20 protein-coding genes are annotated in these 25,486 nt (G+C 72.5%); 11 read left to right on the top strand and 9 right to left on the bottom strand.

All coding sequences use genetic code 11. The features are described from left to right. Positions 1 to 30: 30 nt before the first annotated feature. Positions 31 to 690, top strand: a complete 660-nt coding sequence (locus ACFYZQ_RS06395) for a nucleoside/nucleotide kinase family protein (RefSeq protein ID WP_389142267.1) — start codon at positions 31 to 33, stop codon at positions 688 to 690. 1 nt (position 691) lies between these two features. On the opposite strand, the gene ACFYZQ_RS06390 is transcribed toward ACFYZQ_RS06395, so the two are convergent. From ACFYZQ_RS06390 to ACFYZQ_RS06370, 5 genes are all read right to left on the bottom strand, one after another. Continuing rightward, positions 692 to 2,413, bottom strand: a complete 1,722-nt coding sequence (locus tag ACFYZQ_RS06390) for a hypothetical protein (protein WP_389142265.1) — start codon at positions 2,411 to 2,413, stop codon at positions 692 to 694. A gap of 10 nt (positions 2,414 to 2,423) precedes the next feature. After that, the gene (locus tag ACFYZQ_RS06385; RefSeq protein WP_389142263.1) at positions 2,424 to 3,326 is read right to left on the bottom strand and encodes a carbohydrate ABC transporter permease; all 903 of its coding nucleotides are present in this window, start codon (positions 3,324 to 3,326) and stop codon (positions 2,424 to 2,426) included. After that, the gene (locus ACFYZQ_RS06380; protein ID WP_389142261.1) at positions 3,323 to 4,234 is read right to left on the bottom strand and encodes a carbohydrate ABC transporter permease; all 912 of its coding nucleotides are present in this window, start codon (positions 4,232 to 4,234) and stop codon (positions 3,323 to 3,325) included. The genes ACFYZQ_RS06385 and ACFYZQ_RS06380 overlap by 4 nt, the downstream gene beginning before the upstream one ends. Positions 4,235 to 4,349: 115 nt before the next feature. Continuing rightward, positions 4,350 to 5,675, bottom strand: coding sequence for an ABC transporter substrate-binding protein (locus tag ACFYZQ_RS06375; protein ID WP_389142259.1), 1,326 nt, complete (start codon positions 5,673 to 5,675; stop codon positions 4,350 to 4,352). Positions 5,676 to 5,948: 273 nt separating this feature from the next. Then, positions 5,949 to 7,094, bottom strand: coding sequence for an ROK family protein (locus tag ACFYZQ_RS06370; RefSeq protein ID WP_389142257.1), 1,146 nt, complete (start codon positions 7,092 to 7,094; stop codon positions 5,949 to 5,951). 253 nt (positions 7,095 to 7,347) lie between these two features. Here ACFYZQ_RS06370 and ACFYZQ_RS06365 point away from each other — a divergent pair, with 253 nt between their 5' ends. The 6 genes from ACFYZQ_RS06365 to ACFYZQ_RS06340 all read left to right on the top strand — a co-directional run bounded on the left by ACFYZQ_RS06365 (position 7,348) and on the right by ACFYZQ_RS06340 (position 16,529). Next, positions 7,348 to 8,256 (top strand): N-acetylglucosamine kinase, encoded by a 909-nt coding sequence (locus tag ACFYZQ_RS06365; RefSeq protein WP_389142255.1) that lies wholly within the window; start codon positions 7,348 to 7,350, stop codon positions 8,254 to 8,256. 210 nt (positions 8,257 to 8,466) lie between these two features. After that, on the top strand, positions 8,467 to 10,383 hold the full coding sequence (locus tag ACFYZQ_RS06360; protein WP_389142253.1) for a phosphatase PAP2 family protein: 1,917 nt from the start codon (positions 8,467 to 8,469) through the stop codon (positions 10,381 to 10,383). A 95-nt stretch (positions 10,384 to 10,478) separates the two neighbouring features. Continuing rightward, positions 10,479 to 12,200: a phospholipid carrier-dependent glycosyltransferase gene (locus ACFYZQ_RS06355; RefSeq protein WP_389142251.1), complete on the top strand. Its 1,722-nt coding sequence runs from the start codon at positions 10,479 to 10,481 to the stop codon at positions 12,198 to 12,200. A gap of 92 nt (positions 12,201 to 12,292) precedes the next feature. Next, positions 12,293 to 13,216 (top strand): MurR/RpiR family transcriptional regulator, encoded by a 924-nt coding sequence (locus ACFYZQ_RS06350; protein WP_389142249.1) that lies wholly within the window; start codon positions 12,293 to 12,295, stop codon positions 13,214 to 13,216. 400 nt (positions 13,217 to 13,616) lie between these two features. Next, positions 13,617 to 13,997 (top strand): hypothetical protein, encoded by a 381-nt coding sequence (locus tag ACFYZQ_RS06345; protein WP_389142247.1) that lies wholly within the window; start codon positions 13,617 to 13,619, stop codon positions 13,995 to 13,997. Between the two features lie 69 nt (positions 13,998 to 14,066). Then, complete coding sequence (locus ACFYZQ_RS06340) at positions 14,067 to 16,529, top strand: SpoIIE family protein phosphatase (protein ID WP_389142245.1); 2,463 nt, start codon at positions 14,067 to 14,069, stop codon at positions 16,527 to 16,529. A gap of 16 nt (positions 16,530 to 16,545) precedes the next feature. On the opposite strand, the gene ACFYZQ_RS06335 is transcribed toward ACFYZQ_RS06340, so the two are convergent. Together ACFYZQ_RS06335 and ACFYZQ_RS06330 are read right to left on the bottom strand one after the other, a co-directional pair. Further along, positions 16,546 to 17,028, bottom strand: a complete 483-nt coding sequence (locus ACFYZQ_RS06335; RefSeq protein WP_389142243.1) for a flavin reductase family protein — start codon at positions 17,026 to 17,028, stop codon at positions 16,546 to 16,548. 74 nt (positions 17,029 to 17,102) lie between these two features. Next, complete coding sequence (locus ACFYZQ_RS06330) at positions 17,103 to 17,843, bottom strand: peptidoglycan-binding protein (RefSeq protein ID WP_389142241.1); 741 nt, start codon at positions 17,841 to 17,843, stop codon at positions 17,103 to 17,105. 125 nt (positions 17,844 to 17,968) lie between these two features. On the opposite strand from ACFYZQ_RS06330, the gene ACFYZQ_RS06325 reads away from it, so the two are divergent. From ACFYZQ_RS06325 to ACFYZQ_RS06315, 3 genes are all read left to right on the top strand, one after another. Continuing rightward, entirely contained in the window at positions 17,969 to 18,679 is a 711-nt protein-coding gene (locus tag ACFYZQ_RS06325) for a TetR family transcriptional regulator (RefSeq protein ID WP_389142239.1), read from the top strand. Positions 18,680 to 18,849: 170 nt separating this feature from the next. Beyond that, positions 18,850 to 19,266 (top strand): Zn-ribbon domain-containing OB-fold protein, encoded by a 417-nt coding sequence (locus ACFYZQ_RS06320; RefSeq protein WP_389142237.1) that lies wholly within the window; start codon positions 18,850 to 18,852, stop codon positions 19,264 to 19,266. An 84-nt stretch (positions 19,267 to 19,350) separates the two neighbouring features. Then, on the top strand, positions 19,351 to 22,149 hold the full coding sequence (locus ACFYZQ_RS06315) for an alpha/beta hydrolase family protein (protein WP_389142235.1): 2,799 nt from the start codon (positions 19,351 to 19,353) through the stop codon (positions 22,147 to 22,149). Between the two features lie 70 nt (positions 22,150 to 22,219). Here ACFYZQ_RS06315 and ACFYZQ_RS06310 read toward each other — a convergent pair whose 3' ends face one another. Together ACFYZQ_RS06310 and ACFYZQ_RS06305 are read right to left on the bottom strand one after the other, a co-directional pair. Next, complete coding sequence (locus ACFYZQ_RS06310) at positions 22,220 to 22,606, bottom strand: PPOX class F420-dependent oxidoreductase (protein ID WP_389142233.1); 387 nt, start codon at positions 22,604 to 22,606, stop codon at positions 22,220 to 22,222. A 51-nt stretch (positions 22,607 to 22,657) separates the two neighbouring features. Beyond that, entirely contained in the window at positions 22,658 to 23,833 is a 1,176-nt protein-coding gene (locus tag ACFYZQ_RS06305) for a MalY/PatB family protein (RefSeq protein WP_389142231.1), read from the bottom strand. A gap of 202 nt (positions 23,834 to 24,035) precedes the next feature. Here ACFYZQ_RS06305 and ACFYZQ_RS06300 point away from each other — a divergent pair, with 202 nt between their 5' ends. Then, positions 24,036 to 25,412, top strand: coding sequence for a S1 family peptidase (locus tag ACFYZQ_RS06300; RefSeq protein ID WP_389142229.1), 1,377 nt, complete (start codon positions 24,036 to 24,038; stop codon positions 25,410 to 25,412). The last annotated feature ends 74 nt before the right edge of the window (positions 25,413 to 25,486 follow it).

The raw sequence follows: 25,486 nt of genomic DNA, 5'->3' as shown, positions 1-25,486 counted from the left end.
CGGCCGCCGACGGGTGACAGACTCTCCGGCGTGCCCCTGACTTTCGACGACCTCCTCAGCCGCGCCCGTTCCCTCGCCGAACGCGGCCCGCGTGCCCTCCTCGGCATCGCGGGCAGCCCCGGCGCGGGCAAGTCGACGCTCGCCGAGCACCTGGTGCGCGCACTGAACGGGACCGGGGAACCCTGGGTGGCGCACGTCCCGATGGACGGCTTCCATCTGGCCGACGCCGAACTGGACCGTCTGGGCCGCCGGGACCGCAAGGGCGCGCCCGACACCTTCGACGCCGCCGGGTACGCGGCGCTCCTCGGGCGGCTGCGCGAGGAGCGGGACGAGGTGGTGTATGCCCCGGGCTTCGAGCGGGTGCTGGAGCAGCCGCTCGCGGGCGCGATCCCGGTTCCGCCGTCGGCCCGGCTGGTGGTCACGGAGGGCAACTACCTGCTGCTCGGCACCGGCCCCTGGGCCCGGGTACGGCGCCGGCTGGACGAGGTGTGGTTCTGCGAACTCGACGAGCCGGAACGCGTCCGCCGGCTCGTCGCCCGCCACGAGGAGTTCGGCAAGGACCACGAGGCGGCGGTGGCATGGGTGCTGGGCAGCGACCAGCGCAACGCGGACCTGGTGGCGGCGACCCGGGACCGGGCGGACCTGATCGTGCCGGTGGCCGCGCTGCCGCCGGGCGCCTCCTCGGCGTGAGTCACGCGTGCGGGTCACCGCCCCGGCGGGCACGCAGAGTGAGACTCAGCGTGTGCGGGCCGAACCCGCCGAGGCTGACCCGTGGCCCTGTCGTCGCGTCGGTCCCCCGCAGCAACGTGTAGTCCTGACCCGGGTCGTACCGCAGCAGGTCGCCCTGGTCCGGCCCGGCCAGCGGTTCGCCGGAGTGGACGCCGGCCTCGACGCGGATCTCGTCCTCGCCCACCCGGTAGGTCATCGCGCCGTCGCCGAGACACCAGCGCCCTTCGCCCAGCGGTTCGGCGCCGTGCACGACGCCTCCGGGCCGGAAGGTCAGTTCGAGTGCCCACGGCACCCGCGGGCCGGCCATGTCGAACCGGATGTCGGCACCGTCGTCGCGGAGTTCCACGTCGACGCGGGTGGCCAGCTCGACCTCGTCCCGCGGCCGCCGCCCGAACGACATCGCGGCCGAGAAGCGTCCCTCGTCCGCCATCTCGTAAGCGCCGTCGGTCCGGCGCTCGGCCGGCGGGAGCGGCTGGTAGTAGGCGGCCGTGAGGGTTTCGGCGAGCCGGTACCGGCCGTCCCCTAGACCCGTCATGTCCGTGGCGCGGAAGGGACCGAGGTCGAAGAAGCCCCGTGACAGCCGCACGGCGTCGAGGACCGCGTCGCCGGCGAAGAGCCGCAGGAAGGTCGGATTGCAGGCGAGACCCGAGCGGATGCGCCGGTGCCCGGGCACGTCCGACCCCCCGTACAGGACGGTGTGCGCGGTGGCGGAGGCGTGTGAGGCGAGACGCGCCGTGGTGAAGTACCGGTCGCGGGGAAGCGTCTGCGGCGTCGGTGCCGGCAGCTCGTGGCACAGGTCGGGGGTGAGGAGGGTCTCGGCGAGCAGATCGGGGTCGTCGATGCCGTCGGCTGCCGCCAGCCGCGCCGCGCGGCTGAAGTCGCCCCGGCCGGTACGGATCGCGAGGAGCCGATAGTGCGGCAGGTAGGGCGCCAGGGGGAACACATGGGTCTGGTCCTGCCGCCGGGAGTGGACGGTTTCCACCGTGCCGTCCGGGCAGATGAGGTCCAGGGTCGCGGTGAGGTTGCGTTCGACGGCGTCCCGCAGGTCGGGGCGGTCGAGGACGTCGGCCAGCAGCAGCAGCGACGGGTTGGACACGTGGGCCGCGTAGTTGGCGCTGCGCTCCGAGTACAGGCCCTCCGCGTCGATGTCGACGCCCTCGGCGAGCCACGCGTCGATGCGGTCGAGCAGCCGGCCGTCCGGGAACGACCGGTGCAGCCGGGCCAGCGCCGCGCACAGTTCCCACCGGTGGTTCGGCGTGTGCACCCCGCCGGCCCGGAGGCTCTCGGCGGCCGCGCCGGCGATCTCGGCGAGGGCGGCGGCGGCCTCGTGCAGTTCCGGCCCCGCCCCCGTGGCGAGGACGTGCGCGTCGCACACGTCGTTGATGGTGAAGGCGGAATCCGGAGGTGACTGCACGTTGTCCCCGCCGGCGAAGAGGCCGGAGGGGGTCTGCAGGGCCATGAGAGCGGCGAGGTGGGTCGTCGTGGCGGCGACGGCCCGCTCGCTGCCGTGCAGCGCCGAGTCGGGTGAACGGTATGCCGCGAGCAGTGTCTTCACCCGGCGCGCCAGACCGCGATGGGCCACGCCGGCTGGTTCTTCGTCCGGGCGGGCCGTCAACGGGACGGCATGCCGGTCGGCGGCGCGGGCCGTCTGGCGGACGAACTCGCGGTCTAGCGTGATCTGCACGGTCAGTCCTTCAGTCCTTCAGTCCGGCGTTGATGTCGGCGCTCATGACGTAGCGCTGGAAGACCAGGAAGATGGCGATCAGCGGGATCATGGAGATGACCGACGCGCCGAGCAGGACCGACCAGTTGATGTTCTGGGCGCCGACGATGCTCTGGATGCCGATCTGCACGGTGAACTTGTTGGGGTCGTTCAGCATCAGCAGCGGCCAGATGTAGTCGTTCCACCGCCACTGGAAGGACAGGATGGCGAGGGTCAGCATGATGGGCCGGGAGAGCGGCACCATGATCCGCACGAAGATCGACAGTTCTCGGGCGCCGTCGATGCGTGCGGCTTCCACGAGTTCGTCGGGAACCGTCAGGAAGAACTGGCGGAACATGAAGCATCCGGTCGCGGTGAGCACGGCCGGGAGGATGATGCCGGCGAAAGAGTTGTAGAGGTTGAGGTTGCGGACCACCAGGAACTCCGGGGCGAGCATGACCTCGCCCGGCAGCATCGTGGTGGCCAGGATGCACAGGAAGAAGGCCTTGAGCCATATGTTGTCGTACTTGGCCAGCGCGTAGCCGGTGCAGCAGCTGACACCCACCGTGAGGATCGTCGTGATCACGCACACGATGGCCGTGTTGATGAAGTACTGGGAGAAGTTGGCGCTGTCCCACGCTGCCCTGAACCCCGACAGGGTGGGGTTGTGCGGGACCAGCGTCAGCGGATAGGAGAACAGGTCGCTGGACGGCTTGAAGGCGCTGAGGATGAACCACAGCACCGGTAGCCCGTACAGGCACGCCAGGATCCACAGCAGTGTCGTCGCGGGCACCGCTCGCCGGAGCCCACCGCCGACCGTGTCGCGGGGCCGCTTCTTGGACACGGGCTGTTGGGCATCGGCGTCGAGCGGGCGGGGCATGTCTGTGGTTGTCATCGGTTCTCCACCCGCCGGTTGACGATCAGCTGGATGATCGCGACGGCCATCAGGATGAGCATGAGCACGAACGACGCGGCGCTCGCGTAGCCGATCTGGCCGCGTTTGAAGCCGGTCTCATAGATGTACTGGACGAGCAGGTTGTTCGACGATCCGGGCCCGCCGTTGTTGAGGGCGACGAACACCGGGTATTCCTTCATCGCGTTGATCGTGTTGAGCAGGATGACGATGAACGAGGTGGGCGCGATGCTCGGCAGCGTGATGCTGATGAACTGGCGCCACGGGCCGGCGCCGTCGAGCGAGGCCGCCTCGTAGTACGACACCGGAACGTTCTTGATCGCGGCGATGAACAGCAGCATCGTGAACCCCGTCCACATCCAGGATGCCGCCATCACCACCACCAGCAGCGACAGGTCCGCGTTCGACTGCCACGGAACTGCGGACCCGCCGAGCTTCTCGATGACGTAGTTGACCAGTCCGAAGTTCTCACCGAACATCCACCGCCACAGGACGCCCACGACGATGGGCGACAGCAGCCACGGGATGAAGAAGATGACGCGGGCGACCGATGATCCCTTGGCGTGCTTGTTGACCACCAGGTTGGCGGCGAGCAGCGAGAGCGCGAAGTTCAGCGGGACGAAGAGGACGGTGTAGAGCAGAGTCCTCGTCAGCGCGTCGTAGAACGTGGAGTCGCCGAACAGATTGTGGTAATTGTCCAGTCCGACCCACTGGAACACCCCCACGCCCGTGTAGTTCGTGAAGGAGTAGACGAGCCCGATCACCGCAGGCCAGACGAAGAACAGCGCGAAGAGCACGACATTGGCCGCGATGAGGACGAGCGGCGCAAGGGTGTACTTGCCGCGTCTCCTGGGCGGGCTCGCGGACACGTCCGAGGCGCTAATTGTCATCTTCCTGACTCCGTGCTGGTGGAAGGGATTGCAGTGGGCTCGCGCATGAGCCCTCATCACGGGGCGCGTCCAGGGCCGGGCGGCGGTGTCTCGCCCCGCCGCCCGGCCCGGCGGCCTACGAGACGCCGCCGACCTGCTGGTTGTAGCCGGCCACGATGTTCTCCAGGGCCTTGTCGGGCGACTGCTGGCCGTTGATCGCCTTGCCGAGTTCCGTCTTGGTCGGGTCCTCGGTGATGCTCTTGCCCTTCAGCACCCACTGCGTCTGGGCACCGTTGAAGTAGCCGGAGATCGGGGCGTAGAGCGGGATCTCCTCGTTGTACAGCTTGAACGCCGCCTGGGCCGCCTCGGAGTTGAACGGGTACTTCGGGTTCAGGCCGTTCTCGACGGGCAGGAATCCGGAGGCCTCGCACAGCTCGCGGTAGTGGTCCGGCTCGTAGACCCAGGACAGGAACTTCTTCGCGGCGGTGGCCGCGTCGCCGTTGTTGTTGAAGCCGACCATCATGCCGCCGGCGTTGACGTCGCTGGCCTGCACCGGCTGGGCGGGAGTCGGGACGCTCGCCCAGTCGAACTTCTTGATGCTGTCCGCAAAGGCGGCGACCTGCCACACGCCGGACCAGTAGGCGACCACGTCACCGCTCTGGAACATGGCGGACGGGTCGGCGCCGCTGGTCCACACCGACTTCGGCATGGTCTTGTTGTCGTTCCAGCCGACGAAGGTGTTCACGGCCTTCTTGGTCGCCGCGTCCACGGAGAACTTGCCGGAGGAGTCCGCGTGGACGTACTTCCCGCCCATCTCGTACACCATGGCGCGGAGCCGGGACGGTGACTGGTCGAAGGTCAGGGAGTACTTGACGCCGGTCTTCTCGCGGACCTTGTTCGCCGCCTTGATGAAGTCGGTCCAGGTCCAGGTCTTCTTCGGCGAGGTCGGGAAGGAGACGCCGGCCTTCTTGAACAGCGACTTGTTGATGAACAGACCGGACGCGGTGACGTCCGAGGGGATCGACAGCACCTTCCCGGACGAGTCCTTGGCGAGGAAGTTGGCGTTGATGTTGTAGCTCTTCTTGCCGGCTATGGAGCTGAGGTCGATCAGCTTGCTGGACCAGATCGGGTCCAGCGCCGGCACGGCCGCCACGTCGGGCAGGGAGTTCGCCTGCGCGGCGTTGTGCAGCTTCGTCGTGTAGCCGTCGTAGGGGATGTTGACGAGCTTGACGGAGACGCCGTTCTCCTTCTTGTACTGCGCCACCAGCTTCTTCCAGCCCGCGTCCTGCCCCGGAACCGTGGAGATCCAGAACGTCAGCGACTTCGCGTTGCCGCCCGAGCTGGATCCCGACCCGCAGGCGGAGAGCAGAAGGGCACCTGCCGTGGCCACGGCAGCGAGGGGAACCACACGGCGTATGCCGCCGCCGAGTCGGCGGGAGCGCCGCACACCCACACTGGTCATTTTCGATCCCTTTTCGTCGTACTGGACGGAGCACGGCGCCAGCCGAGGCGGCACGGGTGCATTTTGCAGGAAATTTCGCTTTCCGGGGGCACGGCCTCGCCCGGCCGCATCGCCTTGACGGGTGGGGTCCCCGGCCATGACCGGCCGTCGTCGCACGAGCACGCCCTCGTGCGGCTGCCGTACTTCGCGTACGGGCGGGAGGCTACCCTGAGTCGGCGTCCCGGCCGACTTAGAAAGCGCTTGTCCGGACATTGGCAGATCGAGTGGAAGCCGTCAATCCTTCGTCCCCGCGGCCTCGGTCACGTTTTGGACTCCTCGGGAGACCGCGAGCCGGGCGGCACCCACGACGGTGCCGAGATCGCCGACCGTGCTGCTGACGACTTCGGTGGGCCAGCTCAGCCGGGCGAGCTCGGCCCGGACCCCGTGCAGGAGCTGCGGGAACGCGCCGGTGCTGCCCCCCAGTACGACCAGCCCGGGGTCCAGTACGGCGGTCACGGCGGCGGCCAGTCGGCCCACGTCCACGGCATGACGGTCGACGACGGCGCGGGCGACGGCCCGGCCCTCTTCGGCCAGGGCGAAGAGCTGCTCGGCGGTGCTGGGGCACGGCCCGTCGGTGGCCGGCCAGGCCTCCGCGGCCCGCCGCAGCAGGGAGCGCGCGCCGATGTACTCCTCCAGGGCCTCGTGGCGGGGTTCGCGGCCGTCGTCCCACGGGTAGGGCAGCCGGGCCAGCTCGCCGGCGGCGCCGTTCGCTCCGCGCAGCACCTGGCCGCCGACGACGATGCCGAGGCCGATACCGACGCCGATGCGCAGGTAGCCGAAGGTGTTCCGGCCCTGGGCGGCGCCCTCGTGCAGCTCGGCGAGGGCGGCACAGTTGACGTTGTTCTCGAGGTGGACGGGGACACCCGGTGGCAGCGCGACGGCCACGGCGTCGAAGACGGGACCGGCCTTGGCGGTCGCCGGGCGCATCCCGGTGCCCTCCTTCGCCCTCGCGGTGACGTCACCGACGGCGACGACGATGGTCCGCAGCGGGGCGCCGGCGGGCAGGGCGTCGAGCGCCTCGTGCACGACGTCGGCGGCGCCCGCCCGGGAGCCGGTTGCCTCAGCGAGCAGCGTGCCGTCCAGGGCGCAGGCGCGTACCCGGGTGAGAGCGGGGCCGAGGTCGATGGCGAGTACGGCCCCGGCTGCCGGTCCGAGCCGGTACACGGCGGCGGAGCGGCCCGTGCCGCTGGAGGCGGTGCCGGAGTGGGCGGCGAGCCGGAAGCTCTCCAGCTCCGCGACGGCGGAGGACACCGTCGGCTTGGACAGGCCCGCCATGCTCGCGAGCTGCGGCCGGGTCGCGCTGCCCGCCGCGGCCAGCACGGCGAAGACCGCACCCGCGCTCTCGGTCAGACGCGGGGTTCTTGCCAGGTCGTGTTCCAACAGATACCCCACACAGGTCACGGGCCGCTGTCCCCCGGGCGGTCGGCTTCCCGAACGGCTCCCTGGGATGCGGCGATGGGATTCCTCTTGACGCACTCTACTTCGTTAGTAAACTTCCTAACGAACCTCACGGTACTCGCCTGCCGTGCTCCGTCAGAAGCCCGTCCCGGGGCTTCCCGAGTTCAGTAACTGCCCCTCCTTCAGGCACGGTTCGCCCGCCGTCGCAGCACTGCGCACCGACGAAAGAGGATCCGTGCAGGACTCCCCCTCCGCCAGCCCGCTCGTGCTCGGCATCGACGTGGGTGGAACCAAAACGCACCTCCGCGCTCTCGCGGGGGACCACCGGGTCGTCGACCACGTCCGCACGAGCAGCGGCTGGCGACCGCACGACACCGCGGCCGCCGCCGACTGGCTCGTCGGCCTGGTTCGAGAGACCCTGCCGGCCGACGCGCGTCCCGCCGCCCTGGCCGTGGGCGCGCACGCCTGTGAGACCCCACCCCAGTGCGCGCGGATCCGCGCCGCGCTGGAGAACGCCCTCGACGTGCCCGCGCTGGTCGTGGGTGACGCCGAGCTCCTCGTTCCCGCCTCCGGACTGGACAAGGGCGTCGGCCTGGTCGCCGGCACCGGCTCCGTCGCCGTGGGGCGGCTGCCCGACGGCACCCCCGTTCAGGTGGGCGGCTGGGGTGCCGTACTCGGTGACGAGGGCGGCGCCGCAGGACTCGTCCGGGAGGCGGCCCGTGCCGCCTGGGCGGCGCACGACCGGGGCGAGGAACCCGACGAGTTGGCCCTCGGTCTCGTGGCCTCGCTCGGTGTGCCGGAGGTACCGGCGCTCGGCGCGGCCCTGGAGAGCGCCACCGACGTCTCCGCCGAGTGGGGTCGGCACGCTCCCGTCGTCTTCACGGCCGCCGAGGCGGGCTCGACGCTCGCCCGCGGCGTGATCGCCGAGGCGGGCCGCTCCCTCGCCGCGCTCGTCGCCCGCCTCGCCGCGCGCGGGGCCGTCATCGACGACGTGGTGGTCGCGGGCGGCACCGTGCTGTCCCAGCCCGCGCTGTACGACGCCTTCACCGCCTCCCTCGTCGAAGCCGTGCCGGCGGCTCGCGCCAGGCCGCTGCGGGAGCCTCCGGTCGAGGGCGCGGTGGCACTGGCAAGGTCGCTGCTGTGAGCGGCGAGCAGGAACGAGCCTCCCGAGCGCCATGACCCGCGTTCACCCGCGGGCCACCTCCCGGCCGCCGAACCCTCGCCGATGGGACACGACCCGCCCGTAGATCTTCGCTCGTAGGCACCACTTGACGCACGGGTCACTCAAGTCCCCGTCGAGTCAGGCACGACCTCCCCCGGCCACACCGCCGAAGAACTGAAGAGAGGCACACCCATGCCGTCATCCGCAGGGCACCACTCCCCCACCCTGAACCGGAGGGGTTTTCTCAGAACCTCCCTGGGCGGCTCGGCCGCGCTGCTCGCCGCGCCCACCTTCGTCGGCTGGCTGGCCGCCGCGGACGCCAAGGCCGCCATCGCGCCGGCCGCGTTCGTCGACGACTACAGGACCAACGTCCCGGCGAACCTCACCGCCGAGACCAACGCGGTGGTCCGGATCCTCGGCGGGTTCGCCCAGGTGTGGAAGACCGGCGGCGCCTGGAACACCGGCACCCCGCTGATGCCCGAGGTGCTGCGCGCCAACATGCGCTACTGCGCCAGGATCACGGCCACACGCACGGACGCCGAGGCGAAGAAGGCGTTCCTCTACGACCGGCAGCACCAGAGCTACGCGATGATCGCGGGCCTGGGTCCGCTCGCCGACCTGTACAAGGCGGGTGCCAAGGCGGTCACCTCGATCACCACCGCCCCCGACGGCACACCGCCGACCAAGGTCGACGACGCCGTGCCCGCCGACGCCCCGGCCGGCTCGGCGCTCGGCGCGGGCTCGCACGACTCCGCGCTGGGCAAGGTGGCGGAGCTGGTCGACACCGTGCGCGGCCCCTACGCCTCCGGCAACCCCGCCAAGTACGCCTTCCAGTACCCGCGCCCCTGGCGCATGAACGAGGACAGCGAGGTCGTCGACACCGGGAAGACCGACGCGTTCGGCTACCCGGTGTACGACTCGAAGGTGGTCGTCGCCCCGCAGCTGCTGCGCCAGCGCAGCACCTCCCCCACCGACGACGGCGGCTTCCCCAGCGGCCACACCAACGCCTTCCACCTGGCGGGCCTCGCGCTGGCGTACGCGGTCCCGGAGCGTTTCCAGGAGCTGGTGACCCGCGCCTTCGAGCTCAGCCACACCCGGATCATGGCGGGCATGCACTCCACGGTGGACGTCATCGGCGGCCGGATCATGGCCACCGCGCTGGCCGCCGCAACCCTCGCGGACCCGGCCAACGCCGCCCTCAAGCAGGCCGCCCGGGCCCAGGCGCTGGCGTACTTCGAGCAGCGGACCGGGACGGACGCCGACACCCTGTACGCCTACGCACACGCGGCCGGCCCCGACACCGACCCCTACGCCGACCGGGCCGCCAACGCCCGCGCGGTCACGCCACGGCTGACGTACGTCCTGAACCGCCGGGGCCACAGCGCGCCGCTGATCGTGCCCAAGGGCGCGGAGGTGCTGCTGGAGACGCGGCTGCCGTATCTCGACGCGGCGCAGCGGCGCGAGGTGCTGCGGACCACCGGGCTGCCCGCCGGGTACGTCCTGCTCGACGGCTTCGAGCAGTGGGGCCGGCTGAACCTGTTCGCGGCGGCGGACGGCTACGGCGCCTTCGACTCCGACGTCACCGTCACCCTCGACGCGGCCGCCGGGGGCTTCTCGGCCGCCGACAGCTGGCGCAACCACATCGACGGACGCGGCGGCCTGACCAAGCGGGGCACCGGCACGCTCACCCTCACCGGCCGCAACCGGTACAGCGGCGGGACCGTACTGGCGGGGGGCACGCTGGTCGCGGGCTCGGAGGACGCCCTCGGCCACGGTGACGTGCGGGTCACCGACGGCACGCTGCGGGTGGACGAGCGGGTACGGGTGCGCGGGATGTACGGCCAGGACTCCGGCACCCTCGAGGTCACCCTGGGCGCCGGCCGCAAGGCGCCGCTGGTGGTGCGGCGGCGCGCGGTGCTCGGCCGGGGCAGCGTGCTGTCGCTGCGGCTGGACGCCGAGCGGCCGCCCGCCGCGGGCAGCACGGTGCCGGTGATCGACGCACCCCGGCTGAGCGGACAGTTCGACCGCGTCGAGGTGAACTCCGACCGGCTGCGCGCCGTACCGGTCTGTACGGCAGACGGTCTGTCGGTACGACTCGTGAGGCGGTGACGCGCCCGGTGGCGGGGGCGATGCGAGAGTAGGGCCATGAGCGGCCCTCCGATCGCCGCCGCCACCGACCGGCGCGGGGCACCGCAGGGCGGACGATGACGCGCGAACAGCACTCGGTCCTCGCACCCGAGGTCCCCGAGGCACTTCAGGCTCCTGGCTCCGGCGGCCCGGCACCGCGGGCGGCACTGTCCGCCCAGGCACGCCTGTACGCCGGGCTGCGCCGCCGCCGGCGGTGGCTGGTGCCGCTGCTGGTGGCACTGCTGCTGGCGCAGATGGCCGTGGCGATGGTGACGACGGCCGTGCGGCAGACGCCCACGATCGACGAGCCGGTGTACGTGGCCACGGCCACCGACTACCTGCGCGAGCACCGCGTCCGCTACAACGCCGAGCACCCGCCGCTCGGCAAACTGGTCATCATGGCGGGGGTCGCGTTCGCCGACCCGCGCTACGACGCCTCGTTCCACGGGGACCAGGGCGAGGTGGGCCGCCATCTGCTCTACGAGTCCGGCAACGACCCGTGGCGGCTGATGCTGTGGGCACGGCTGCCGGTGATCGCGCTGACGCTGCTGTTCGGGCTGGTCGTCTTTGCCTTCGCACGGGAGGTCGCCGGTCGGGCGGCCGGCCTGGCGGCGCTGGCGCTGTACGCCTTCTGCCCCGATGTGATCGCGCACGGTTCGCTGGCCACCCTCGACGTACCGGCCGCCGGGTTCGTCCTGACGTCGGCCTGGCTGGTGTGGCGGGCCCGCGGCCGGCCCCGGCTGTACCTGCCGCTCGCGGGGGCGGCGCTCGGAGCGGCTCTGGCGACCAAGATGAGTGCCCTGCCCGCGCTGCCGGTGCTGATGTTGCTGGCCGCCGTTTCGGTGTACCCGCGGGAGTGGGCCGGGCGCCGCACGGTCGTGGCGCGGGCGCTGGTCGCGGCGGCCGTCGTGGCGCTGGCGGCGCTCGCCGTCGTCTGGGCGGCCTACCTGGCCGTCGACCCCCGGCTGCGCTTCGCGCCCGCCGACCCCGTACCGGTCGTCCACGGGCTGCGCGGGCGCCTCACGGCCCTGCTGCCGTTCCCGCACGCGTACCGGGCCGGGATGCTCATGCAGTTCTCCATGGAGGACTACCCGTGGCAGGGCTACCTGTTCGGACGGCTCTACACCGGCTCGCTCTGGTACTACCTCCCGGCCGCCCTGCTGGTGAAGACCCCGCTCGGCATGCTGTCGCTGTGGGCGGCCGGGGCGGTGGCCGTCGTACGGATACGGAGGCCGCGGCCGGCCGCGCCGTACATCCTGCTGCCGCCCGCCGTCCTGCTCGCCGCGGCGATGACCGGCTCGCGGGACTTCGGCACCCGGTACGCCGTGTTCGTGCCGATGTTCCTGGCGGTCGGCGCGGGTTCCCTGCTCCTCGTGCGCCGCCGGTGGGCGGGCGTGGCGGCGGGGGCGCTGGTGCTGTTCGTCGCGGTCAGTTCCGTGCGGGCCTTCCCCTACTACCTGCCGTACTCCAACGAGGCGTTCGGCGGGCCGGCGAAGACACATCTGCGACTGCACGACTCCAACGTGGACTGGGGGCAGGACCTCGGCCGGCTCGCCGACCGGCTGCGGGAGCGGTACCGGGGGGAGCGGGTCTGGCTCGTCTACAAGGGGGCGGCTCCGCCCGCGTACTACGGCATCCACGCGGCCGATCCCCGCCGGGCGCCGCTGGACGAGGTGCACGGGGTGCTCGTGGTGTCCGACTCCTCCGTGGCCAAGGCGCGCGGGAAGCTGGCCGCACTGATCCACAGCAGCCGTGCGATCGACGACGTGGGGCATTCGATCACCATCTACCGCCGGTGAGCCCGGCGGGTTTCCCGCCGGTGCCACAACCCCTGGTCATCACGGCCCGTCGGCTATGTTGAGACATCGTGGGAGACAAAGGAGGCGCACCGGTGCCATCGCCCCAGCAGGCACGCGCGCAGGCATCCGCGATCACCTCGGGCAAGGCCGTACCGGAGGCCGAGGCGTCACCGACCTCCCGGCTCCGTGAGCTCTTCGACGGGCCCCGGCTGTCGCCCGGGCAGCGCCGGATCGCCCAGTACCTGATCGAGAACATCACCGAGGCCGCGTTCCTGTCGATCACCGACCTCGCCGACCGGGTCGGCGTGAGCCAGCCGTCCGTGACGAGGTTCGCCGCCGCGGTCGGCTTCAGCGGTTACCCGGCGCTGCGGGAGAGGCTCCAGTCGATCGCGCTCGGCACGCTCGCCGGCGGCCCCGCGGCGGCCGAGGAGAACCGCAGCAACGAGCTCCAGGCGGCCGTCGACGCCGAGATCCAGAATTTGGAGAACCTCCGGCGGGACCTGGCCGACCCCGCCCGGGTGATCCGGATCGGCCGCGAGCTGTCCCGGTCCGCCCCGCTGACCGTGCTGGGCCTGCGCATCTCCGTCTCCCTGGCCGAGTACTTCGCCTACGCCGCCCGCCGTATCCACCCCGACGTACGGCTGGTGACCCGGGGCGGCAGCGTGGCCTACGACGCGTTGCTGCAGTCCCGCGAGGCGGGCGGTACCTGGGTGCTGGCCTTCGGCATGCCCCGGCACGCGCAGGAGACGCTCAACGCGGTCCGGGTCGCTCGAGGCGCGGGCCTGAGGGTCGCCCTGGTCACCGATCTGGCGCTGGGCCCGCTGGCGGACGAGGCCGACGTCACCTTCACCACCGGCACCGGCTCCCGGCTGGTGTTCGACTCCTACGCCGCTCCCGGCCTGATGGCCGCCGCGCTGCTGCAGGCGATGACCGACGCCGACCCTGAACGCACCCAGGCGCGGCTGGAGGAGTACGAGCAGATCGCCGAGCAGCATCACTTCTTCCTCAAGGACTGAGAAAGGCCCCCATCCGGGGTCGTGGCGGGATCATTCACCCATATCGCGCATGAATGTTTTCATACGTCTTGCAAAGCCGACGGCATATATAAATACTGCTCACGGACCGCTCCCGGCCAACTCCGGGTACGGACCGTCCCCAAGGACTCACCCCTGGCAAGCGCCCGAGAAAGCCGACGGACCGCCCATGCGCACGCAAGCACGCACCCCGCGCCGGCGACCGCCTTCCCCGGGCCCCTGCACGGACACCCCCAGCCGCCGTCCCCTACCCGCGTCGGCGCCGGGCGTGTTCGATCGGGCGTCGCCTGCGCGCGCGCCCCTGGCGGCCCCGGTCATCCCCTAGACCGGGGCCGCCACATCCCGTCGGACCACCCCGCACGACGCCGCACACCCGGAAGCGATGACCATGCCCCTCACCACCACGCGCACCCGCCCCGACTGGCCCTGTCAGGTCAAGACGCCCGGCTCCTACGACTGGGAGCGCTCGGCGGCCAGATGGCTGCGCGAGCTGATCCCGGCCCGCTACGCCAGCTATCCGGCGCTGATCCGCCACCCGGTGCTGCTCGCCCGGCACGCCCAGATACAGGTGCAGCAGGAGATCCGGGTGGCCCGCACCGCGCTGCAGACCGCGCGCGCCGAACTGCCCGTACTCGGCCTGCCCGAGTCGGTCATCGAGCACACGATCAAGATGTACGCGGCCGAGGTGCTTCAGCTCCAGCACATCGCCCGCAGCGTCCGGGCGGTCACCGAGGCGCTGGTCGGGCACAGCACGGGCCGCTGAGCCGGCCCGGGGCCCACCGCCGGGGCCCGCGTGCGCCGCAGGGAGTGATCGGAGCGGCCCGGATGTGCCATGCTCGTTCGCGTGACGAGCGAGCCCGCGCCCACCCCGCAGACCGGCGGCGTTCCCGACCTGGCGGCGCTGGCCAAGGTGGTGGCGAGACAGCGCGCAGAGATGGACCGGCTCCAGGAGCTGGCGGCGACGTCGGCCGTCGTGGAGCGGGCCAAGGGTGCCCTGATGGCACTCACCGGATGCTCACCGGACAGCGCCCACGAGGAGCTCCTCCACCGTGCCAAGGCGGGGGGCCGCACGCTCATCGAGGAGTGCTGGCTGACCCTGGGCGCCCTGATGCCCACGCTGCAGGACCTCGACCCGGCGGAGACGGCGGCCCCGGCCGCCGGGGACGGCGACGCCGATGCCGGTGACGGCGCGGGCCCGGTGTTCCACGCGGTCGCCGAGTCCCCCATCCGGACCGGCGCCGCTCTGCAGGCCGCCGGGCCCGACGACCACTCCGAGGTGCTGGCGCGGATCGGCCGTACCCTGGTGCGGGTCGGCTCACCGCAGGAGCTCGCCATATGCCTGCTGGAACGCCTCAGGCCGGAGGTGGGGGCCGATGCCGTCCTGCTCTTCAGGCGCCTGCCCGAGGGCGGGCTCGAACTCATCGGGCACGCCGGTGTGGGCCCCACGCTGGCCGCGCAGTGGCACCGGGTCCCACCGCTCGCCGGAGTCGCCCCGTTGGACGTCCTGCGCGACCACGAACCGTGCTGGCTGGAGGATCTGCCCTCGGACCGGTTGCGGTACCTGCTGATAGGGGATCCGCCCGAGCGGTGGCGGTCGCGCGCCTGGCTGCCGGTGACGACCGGGGAGACCGCCGACGTGGCGCTCGGCGTGCTGTGCGGGAGCGGCGAACCGTTCGCGCCCCGTACCCGGGAGTTCCTGCTGGCCGTCGCCCGGCTCTGCGCCGGCCGGCTGCGCGCCTTCGAGACACCGCAGGAGAGCCCCACCGCGAGCGCCGCCGAGGCCGTGCAGACCGTGTTCGACGTGCTGCCGGGCACGGCCGTCCTGCTCACCCCGCTGCGCTCCGCGTCGGGCGAGGTCGAGGACTACCGCATCGACGCCGCGACCCCGGACTCGATCGACGTCCTGGGCCGCACCGGGCGCGAGCTGATCGGTCTGCGCATCCTGGAGTGCTATCCGTCCGTGGCGGGCGAGCCCCTGTGGCACGGGTACCTGACCGCGCTCACGACCGGGGAACCGTACGAGGGCGAGCCGTTCGCGTACCACGAGGTGGTGGCCGGACAGCCGCGGATCGCCACCTACTCGGTGCGGGCGGCGCGGCTGGGTGACGGGCTGATCGTCAGCTGGATCCGGCACGACCCCGCCGAGCGGCAGGAACAACGGCTGGCGGACGTTCAGCGGCTCGGCAACCTCGGCTGGGCCAACTGGAACCTGGTCACGTACGAGGCCTCGTGGTCGGTCCAGGCGTACGCCATCCTCGGCCGGGACCCCGTGCGTGGTCCCGTCCCCCTGGAACGTCTGCCCGACCTCGTCCTGCCCGAGGACGCTCCGCTCCTCTCCCGCGCCGTCACCGAACTCGTCCGCGCCGGGCGGCCGTTCGACGTGCCGTTCCGGATCCCGACCGGGAACGGGGTCCGGCACCTGCGGGCGGTCGCGGAGGCGGTGGCGGACCAGGACGGCACGCCCGTCGAGGTGCACGGCTTCGTCCAGGACCTCACCGCGCAGCGCAGCGCCGAACTGGCGCTGGTGGAGAGCGAGCGGGCGGTGCTGATGCAGCGCGGCATCCTGCAGGCGGAGCGGGCGATGGCCGCCCGGCTGCAGCACGCGCTGCTCCCGCTGCCGAGCAAGCCGGTCGAGCTGGCCGGGCTGCGGGTCGACGTGGCCTATGTGCCCGCCCAGTCGGAGATCCATGTCAGCGGCGACTGGTTCAGCGCCGTGGAACTGCCCGACGGAAACGCGCTGTTCGTGGTCGGGGACGTGGCGGGGCACGGCATCGGCGCCGTCGCCACCATGGCCCAGCTCCGCTTCACCGCGAAGGGCATGGTCAGCACGGGTTCCTCGCTGACCGGCGCGCTGGCCCGGCTGAACACGCTGCTGCTGCACTCCCGGGACAGCCACGGCACCGCGACCATGGTCCTCGCCCGCTACGAGCGCGAGGGGCGCCGGCTGTCCTGGGCCCAGGCGGGACATCCACCGCCGCTGCTGCTGCGCGCGGGCGAGGCCCGCTTCCTCGACCGGCCCGCCGGCATGCTGCTCGGAGCGACCGCGTCGCCCGTGTACCAGGCCGCCGAATGCCGTCTGGAGCCCGGGGACCGGCTGCTGCTCTACACCGACGGCCTGGTCGAACGGCCCGGCGAGAGCCTTGACGCGGGCCTCACCCGCCTGGCCGCGGCCGTCCTCGCCCGCCCCACCGACGAGCCGGGCGCCCTGGAGGCCCTGCTCGCCGCGATGCTTCAGGGCGAGCGACGCGACGACGTGTGCGTCCTGGACATACGGGTGCCGCCCGAGGCGGAGTGAGACGGACCCGGCCGGGTCAGTCCGCCGGATGGCCGGGGTCGATGGCGAGGGCGTCGCCCAGCCGCAGCAGCGGCCCCGCGCGCCGCTCTCCCCACTCCACGGGATCGAGGAGGAAGCCCACGTGGTCGCCGCCGTCCACGCGTTCCAGCACGGCGCCGACGAACCAGGCCGCCGCTTCCTCGAGGACGACGGCCCCGCCGTGGCCCCGGGTCCACGGCACACCGGCGAACTTGTCGACCCGGTCGCCGGTCTCCCCGCCGAAGAGCGCCGCGGTCTCGTACTGCTCCCGGGTCAGCAGATGGACGGCGAGGCAGTCGGCGTGCCGGGCCACCCGGTAGGTGTGGTTGACCTTGGACAGCCACACCATGAAGCGCACGGGCTTGAGAGAGCACTGTGAGGCGAACCCGACCAGGCAGCCCGAGCGTTCGTCGCCCACCGCGGCCGTGACCACGCACATGTCGGGGTTCAGCCGGTGCATGAACACGTCCGGGTCGGCCATGCCGGCCCCACCTCCTTGGACTCGACCGCCGTCGGCGACGGCTCACCCCTCGGGTGCCCCGGGGCGCCGCCGTCTCACCCGGTGGTGAGGCTGGTACGGGACTCCAGGGAGCGGCGTGTGTCGTCGCCGTAGACGCCCCTCTCGTCGCCGCTGATGCCGTACCAGACCTGGAAGCGGGCGACCGCCGCGGTGAGCGTGGCGTCGTAGTGGCCGCTGGTGGGGCCGTCGCGGTAGACGTCGGGGATGCGCAGCAGACGCTGCTGCAGTTCGGTGACCTCGGGGCCGCTGTCCCCCTGGCGCAGGGTTCCCGCGCCGTCCGGGTCGGTGGCTGCGGTGGGGCCGGTGGAGGCCGGCGTGGTGGGAGCGGCGGGTGTGGCGGGGGCGGTGGTGGCCGGTCGTCGGGGCTGCGCGGCCGAGGCGGTCTCCTGGCGGCCGGGCAGCAGCAGGGCGCAGCCGAAGCCGACCAGCGAGGCCGCGGTGACGGCGACCGCGACGGCGGCGCGGCGCAGCCCGGGGCCGAAGCCGAACCGGCCGGTGCCGGGCGCGGCGGGCGCAGCGCCGGAAGGGAAGGCGGAGACGGGCGGCAGTTCCTCGGTGTCGTCCTCGGCGGGCGGTCCCGCGGGGGCGTGTGCGGCCGAGGGGCCGCTCCGGGCGCCCGGCGCGGTCCGGTCCGCGGGCGGCTGCGGTCGGGCGGCGTCCTGCTCCATCTCCCGCATCAGCTCGGCGAGCGTGTCGAGGCGGCGTGGACGCAGCACGCGGATGGGTTCGAGGACCGGACCGCGGTGCGGTCGGTCCTGCTCAGGCGGTGTCGACACGGGTGCTCTCCTTCCGTCCCCGACCAGAGATACGCAGGCGCGCGCTCCGGAGTTCAGAGAGCACTCGGTTCCCCATGAGCCGCACTGAGTGCCACGGCATCCGGACGGGTGCTACGTTCACGTCCATGAGCTCGAGCAGCGCGGCGCCCGCCGCGAAGCCGCCCATGCGGGACGCCCTGGTCGCGGCGGCCTTCCGGCTGTTCCTGGACCGCGGCTACGAACAGACCACCGTGGACGACATCGTGGCGCTCGCCGGGGTCGGCCGGCGCTCGTTCTTCCGTTACTTCCCGTCCAAGGAGGACGTGGTCTTCCCCGACCACGAGCGCTGCCTGGCCGACATGACCGCCTTCCTGGCCGCGAGCGACGAAGAGCACGAGCCGGTCGGGCGGGTCTGTGACGCGGCCCGGCTGGTGCTGCGGATGTACGCGGAGAACCCCACCTTCTCGGTGCAGCGTTACCGCCTCACCAAGAAGGTGCCGGGGCTGCGTGCGTACGAACTGTCGGTGGTGTGGCGTTACGAGCGGGCCCTCGCCGACTACCTGCGCGGCCGTTTCGCCGGCCGGCCCGACGGGACGCTGCGGGCCGATGTGATCGCCGCCGCCGTGGTCGCGGCGCACAACAACGCGCTGCGCTCCTGGCTGCGTTCGGGCGGAGAGGGGGACGCGAGCGTGACGGTGGACCGTGCGCTGGGGTACGTGCAGTCCGCGTTCGGCCGGCCCTCAGTGGTGGCGCCCGAGGGGCAGCGGCCCGAGGACGTGGTCGTACTGGTGTCCCGGCGCGGGGCGCCGCTGTGGCGCGTGGTGCAGGAGCTGGAGTCCGCGCTCGGCCGGGGCTGATCCGTCGGCTCGCGCGGACGACCGACCGAAGTTCAGGGTACCGAGTGCCTTTACGAGTGGCACTGAGTGCCATACTCTGTCGCCGTGCACGGTGGCACGGTGAGCCGCGCACCCGTGTGCGCGGCTGTGCCGGGCAGACGGTTTCCGGCCGAGCGCAGGGAGTTAGCAGCGTGTACCACCAGTCAGCAAGCGCCGTCGCTCCGGCGGCCGGCTCCGCGACGGGCATCCTCGACACCCGGACCGCGGACCCCAAGGACGCCCTCGTCTTCCAGCGTTGCAACTGGTGCGGCACCGCCACGTACCACCGGCTGCTGTGTCCGGTGTGCCAGGGCAGCGACCTGCGCACCGAGCGCAGCGAGGGCGTGGGCACGGTGCGCCACTCGACCGTGGTGCACCGCAACACACCCGCCGCGCGCAACGTGTCGCTCGTCGAGATGGCGGAGGGCTTCGTCGTCCGCGGCCGGGTGATGGGGCATCCCGTCGGTATCCACAGCGGTGACCGGGTGCGGCTGTCCACGGCGAAGGACCCGGTGCGGGGCGAGCCGGTCTTCCAGCTGCTCGACGAGCCCTACCGGGCCTGGAGCTGACGCCCCGCCATTCTCCCCCGCCGCACAGGCAACCCACAGCCCTCTCCTCCCGTCCTCCGGGACACGGGGCCCCGGGACGTCCGGATGGCCCCGACCGGACGTTCAAGGAGGGGAACAGTGGTCCGTGCCCGGCGAATATGGGTCACCGCCGCCGTGTTACTCGCGGTGGCGGGAGGATCTCCAGGGCTGGCGCAGGCGGAGCAGCGGGCAAACGGGGGGCTGGCCGCCGCCCAGGCGGGCGAGGGTCTGCCCCCGGGCTGGCACATCGACGGTGCGCGCTCGGCGCCGCAGTTGGTGTGGCGGTCGGCCTCGCGGGTGCCCATGGGCGATGCGCGGGTGGAGTTCCGTGCGGCGGGACGGTCCCTGGGGGTTCCGGCGCCGGGGAAGGACGGGCGCAGCTTCCGGCTCGGCCTCGACGGTGTGCGGGCGGACGAGCTGAAGCGCCTCGAAGTGTGGGCGGGCGGGCGCCGGCTGGACGCCGGGGCGACCGCCGTCCCGCAGGACCGCTCCGCTGCCGCCCGGCCTCCGGCCCCGCTTCCGGCGGGCCGCGTGGACCCGGGCAGACCGGGCTCGTACCGGACGACGACCGGTGAGTACACACTCAAGTCGGTGCGGCTGCCCGGGTTTTCGCAGCCGGTCGAGATGAAGGGCGTGGTGGTGGCGCCGACCGGGGTGGCCGGGCGCAGGCCGCTGGCGCTCTTCCTGCACGGACGTCACTACACCTGCTACACCGCGCACGGCGAGATCACCGGCGACTGGCCCTGCAAGGCGGGCAGCAAGCCGGTGCCGAGCCATCGCGGTTATCTGCGCGACCAGAAACTGCTGGCCTCGCAGGGCTATGTGACGGTGTCGATCTCCGCGAACGGCATCAACGCCCAGGACGATGCCGCCGAGGACGGCGGGGCGCAGGCCCGCTCGTCGCTGGTGCGGCTGCACCTGGCGCGGTGGGCCGACTGGGCCGAACACCCGGGAACCGCGCCGGCGGTGGTCCGCAGCGCGCCTCGCGCCGACCTGTCCCGGGTCCTGCTGGTCGGGCACTCCCGGGGCGGCGAGGGCGTGAACCGGGCGGCGCTGGACAGTCTCTACCCGCCGCCGGCCGCGCAGGACGGCTACCACGGCCCGGTGCGCTGGCACATCAGCGGCACCGTCCTGATCGGCCCCACCGTCTTCGGCCAGAACCCGGTGGCCGACGTGCCGTCGGTGTCGATCCTGCCGGGCTGCGACGGTGACGTCTCCGACCTCCAGGGCGAGGTGTACGTCGACGGCACGCGGGGCGTCAGCCGGGGCAGCGCCCTGCACAGTGCCGTCTACGTGATCGGTGCCAACCACAACTTCTTCAACACCGAGTGGACGCCGGGACAGGCACAGGCGCCGGCCGAGGACGACTTCTGGGACGACTCGGACCACCCGGACCCGGTCTGCAAGAAGGGGTCGGCCACCCGGCTGACCGCGAACCAGCAGCACAAGGCGGGCTCCACCTACATCGCGGCCGCGGCGCGGCTGTTCGTCGCCGGGGACGACCGGGTGCGTGAGTTGCTCGACGGCTCGGGCCTGCGGGCCCCGTCGGCGGACCCGGCGCGGGTGCTCACCCACGCGGTCGGCGCGAACCGCGGGGGACGGTTCCTGCCGGACGACCCGGCCGGCGAGGTGTCCGTGTCCGGCGCCCGGCTGTGCTCCGCGGTCGATCCCGACCCGGCCGTAGCCTGCCTGGGCCGGAACACGAAGGGCAGCTCCCCGCACTTCGTCACCTGGGGGCCGGACAAGGAGGCCGGCCGGCACGCGGTCGCGCTGCGCTGGACGTCGCCCGGGTCCGCGGCACGGATCGGCGCGGCCCGGCCCGTCGCCCTCGGCGGCGCCAAGGCGCTGGCACTGCGCGTGGTCGTCCCGCCGAACACCACCGGGACGCAGCTGGACGTGGCCCTCACCGACGCCTCCGGCCGCACGGCGACCCTCGGCCGGCTGCGGGTGGACGGGCTGCCGGGCAGTGACCGGACCGCGTCCTACTGGGCGCGTGAGCTGCGCGTACCGCTGACCGCGGCCGGCCGGGCCGGGCTCGATCTGCGCCACGTCACGTCGCTCCGGCTGACGCCGCGTTCACGTTCGGGGCAGGCCTGGCTGATGGACGCATGGGGCTGGCGGCCCGGCACACCGGCGGTGCGTGCGGCGAAGCTGCCGCGGGTCGACATCGGCCGGACGACGGTTGCCGAGGGCGACTCGGGTGTGCGGACCTACCGGGTGCCGGTGCAGGTGTCCGGGCAGGGCAGCGGCCAGGTGCGCGTGTACGTCGTCGACCCGGTGAGCGGGCATGCGAAGGACCGGCTGGTGACGGTCCGGCCCGGCGGTCACGACATCGACGTACAGGTCAAGGTCCAGGGGAACACCCGGTACGGCGACGACGTGCCGCACGACATCGCCGTCAAGGCTGTGAAGGGCGCGGTCGTCGGCTCCTACGCGGGTGGGGTCACCGTCCGCAACGACGATCCCGCGCCGAAGATCACCGTGACCCCGGTGGCCGGCCGGGTGACCGAGGGACAGGCCCTGAAGTGGCGGGTCTCCCTGTCGGAGGCAGCTGACGCGGACCTGGGGGCGGCGTTCGCCGCGGTCCCCGTCACCGGCGCGGAGCTGTCCAGCAAGGATGTCGCCCCGGACTGGCTGCGGGAGATCGCCGACGCGTCGCCCGACCCGGAGCGGCCGCTGTCGAAGGTGGACGGCCTGCTCCTGTGGGTGGACATCCCGGCGGGCCGGCTGACCACCGACGTGACCCTGCCCACGGTCACGGACCGGGTCGCCGAACCCGAGGAATCCGTGCGCCTGCAGCAGATCGAGGGCGGGCCTGAGGCGGACGGGCTGGTCCTGGACGGCACCGTGCTGGACGCGTCGTAACGGCGCACCGCACACCGGCGGGGCCGCGGCGTACCGGCCGCGGCCCCGCCGGCCTGTCGGGCCCCGGTGTTCAGTCCGTGAAGGTCAACGTGATCCCCACGGTGCCCGCCGCCCCTCGGCGCAGACGGCTGCCCAGCAGTGTCAGACGGCCGACGATGCCGTACTTGCGGGCGATGAGGCTCCGGTAGCGCTCGGCCGTGGCCGCGTCACCGATCCGGGCGGTGGCGGGGATCTGGCCGCCGGTGGGTCGGCCGCGCACGTCGCACGGGCCGACGAGGACGTCGGGGCGGCGGCGGATGCGCTTGACCTTCCACGAGTCGGCGGTCGTCCAGACACCGAGGGCGTCCCCGTCCCGTACCACCCAGACCGGAGTGGCGACCGGGGTGCCGTTTTTGCGGTAGCTGGTGACGAGCAGGTATTTCCCCGCGGCGAGCCGCTCCGCCGGCGAATCGTCCATGCCGCCAGTCTAGGCGGGCGCAGGAGGGGTTCAGCGGACGGGCCGGCGCCCTCACAGGGCCGCCGCCATCCGCCGTACCCCCTCCGTGATGACCTCGGGCGATGTCCCCAGGTTCAGCCGTACGTGACCGGCTCCGCCCGTGCCGAAGGGGATGCCGGAGCTGAGGGCGACCCGGCCGCGCTCCAGGAAGACCTCCGCCGGGTCGGCGCCGAGGCCGAGCCCGCGGCAGTCCAGCCAGGCCAGAAAGGTGGCCTCGCCCGGGCGGTACCGGACGGCGGGCAGATGCTCGGCGAGCAGCCGGGTGAGCAGACGCCGGTTGTCGTCGAGGCCGGCCAGCAGGGCGTCCAGCCACGCGGTGCCCTCCCGCAGGGCGGCCGTGTGCGCGATGGCGCCGACGTGGCTGGGTCCGTGCCCCACCTCCTCGGGCAGCCGGGCGAGGTCGGTGGCGGCCCCGGGCCCGGCGAGGGCCAGCGCGGCCTTGAGGCCCGCCAGGTTCCAGCCCTTGGACGCCGACATCAGCGACAGGGCGCGCTCCCCGCCCGGCACGCCCAGGTACGGCACGAAGGCGGTCCCCGGGGCGACCAGCGGTGCGTGGATCTCGTCGGCCACGACCCGTACGCCGTACCGCTCGGCGAGCGCGGCGACGGCGGCCAGTTCGCGGGCCGTGTGCACGGTGCCGGTCGGGTTGTGCGGGCTGCACAGCAGGTACGCGGCCCGCCCGCCGCCGGCGACCGCACTTCGGAAGGCCTCCTCGAGGACGTCGAGGTCGATCCGCAGGTCCGCCCCGAGCGGCGCCTCGACCACGCGTCGGTCCATGTGGGTGACGAACTGGAAGAACGGCGGGTACACCGGCGGGTTGACGACCACCGGATCCCCCGGGCCGGTGACCAGCTTGAGCATCTCGACGACGCCGAGCATCACGTCGGGCACGATCGCCGCGCGTTCCACGGCGAAGCCGTGCCGGCCCCACCGCTCGGCGGCGAACGCGACCAGTGCCTTGGCGTAGTCGCTGCCCGCCGGATAGCCGGTGTCCCCCAGCTCCAGCGCCCGGGTGACCGCGCCGATCACGGCCGGGGCGAGCGGCACGTCCATCTCCGCCACCCACATCGGCAGCACGTCCGCCGGATAGGTGCGCCACTTCATGCTGGTGCGGCGTCGGAGGCGGTCGAGGGTGAGTACGCGCAGCGGATTCGGTTCACCTGGTGTGTCGTGCGGGATGCTGCTCATGAGCCCAAGATAGGGCGCCGGAGTGTGACCGGGTACGGGGCGCGGCCGGGGACGACCGGTGGAGATCGGCTGGAGTCGAGAAGATCACCGGAGCGGTGAACGCCCGCGCCTCGGGCCGCGTATGAAGGACAGGGCGCTCAACGACCGGAGGGCCCCGCGGTGTTGTAGGGGCATCGCGCGTTCGGGGTTCGGGAGCCATGCGATGAGGCACGCACGACGACGGGTCGTCCGGCGGGTGACACAGCTGGCGGCGGTCGGCGGACTCCTGTTGGGAGGCGCGATGGTCACCCAGGCCATGGCGAGCGAGAGTCCCGGCACGTCCGCCGCGCCCTTCAGTACGGCGAGCGGGGCCGGGAAGACCGGCACCGCCCTGGTGGCGAAGCTCGGCACCACGCGTACGGCGGGCAGTTGGATCGGCGACGACGGGCGCCCGGTCGTCGCGGTCACCGACGACAAGGCGGCGGCCGTGGTGAAGGAGGCGGGGGCCAGGCCCAAGGTCGTGCCGCACAGCATGAAGGAGCTGAAGTCGGCCACCGCCACGCTGCGTTCGGCGCCCCGGGTGGCGGGCACGGCCTGGTCCGTGGACTACAAGACCAACCAGGTGGTGGTGCAGGCCGACAAGACCGTGTCGGCCGCCGACTGGAAGCGGCTGTCGAAGGTGGCGAAGAGCATCGGCGGCTTCGTGCGCATGGAGCGCACCCAGACCACCTTCACCACCCGCCTCAACGGGGCACAGCCCATCCTGTCCACGACCGGCCGCTGCTCGGCGGGCTTCAACGTCACCAACGGCAAGAGCGACTTCATCCTGACGGCCGGTCACTGCGGTCCCTCCGGTTCCACCTGGTTCGCCGACAACCAGGGCAACCAGCAACTGGGTACGACGCTGCAGAGCAACTTCCCCGGCAACGACTTCTCGCTCATCCAGTACGCCTCCGGGAAGGCCGGGGACGGGGCGGACGTGGTGGCCATCGGCAACGGCAACGGTGTCCGCATCACCGGTGCGGCCGATCCCACGGTCGGGCAGAAGGTGTTCCGCAGCGGCAGCACCAGCGGGCTGCACGACGGGACGGTGACCGGGCTGAACGCGACCGTGAACTACCCCGAGGGCACCGTCACCGGGCTGATCCAGACCAACGTGTGCGCCGAACCGGGCGACAGCGGCGGCCCGCTGTTCTCGGACGGCGTCGCGCTGGGAGTGACCTCGGGCGGGAGCGGCGACTGCACCGCGGGCGGTACGACCTTCTTCCAGCCGATCACCAAGGCGATGTCGGCGCTGGGCGTCCAGCTGATCGTGTCGACGCAGAGCGCCGCCGGGAACCAGGGCGCCTCCCCCGCTCCGTCCGGGGCGGCCACCCAGAGCGCTGTCGCGCCCAACGCGGCCACCCCCGGTTCGTCGGCGCCGGTCACCGGTACCGTGGAGGGCACGACCTTCCTGTCCCGGCTCACCGACACCAGGAACGTCGGCCCCGGACTGCTGGTGATCGCGGGCAGCCTGATCGCCCTGGTCGCGACGCGGTACTTCCGATCGGAACAGGACCGCAGGGCGTACCAGAGGTACTACGGGGCCACGTGGGGCTGACCCGGCCGGAGACGAAGAACGAGAAGGGCACCCGTGCGCTCACGGGTGCCCTGGACGGTACTGGTACTGCGGGG

Origin of the sequence: Streptomyces sp. NPDC001843 (genome assembly GCF_042891955.1) — a bacterium.
Lineage (GTDB): Bacteria > Actinomycetota > Actinomycetes > Streptomycetales > Streptomycetaceae > Streptomyces.
This window is presented reverse-complemented; position numbering and strand designations above follow the sequence as displayed.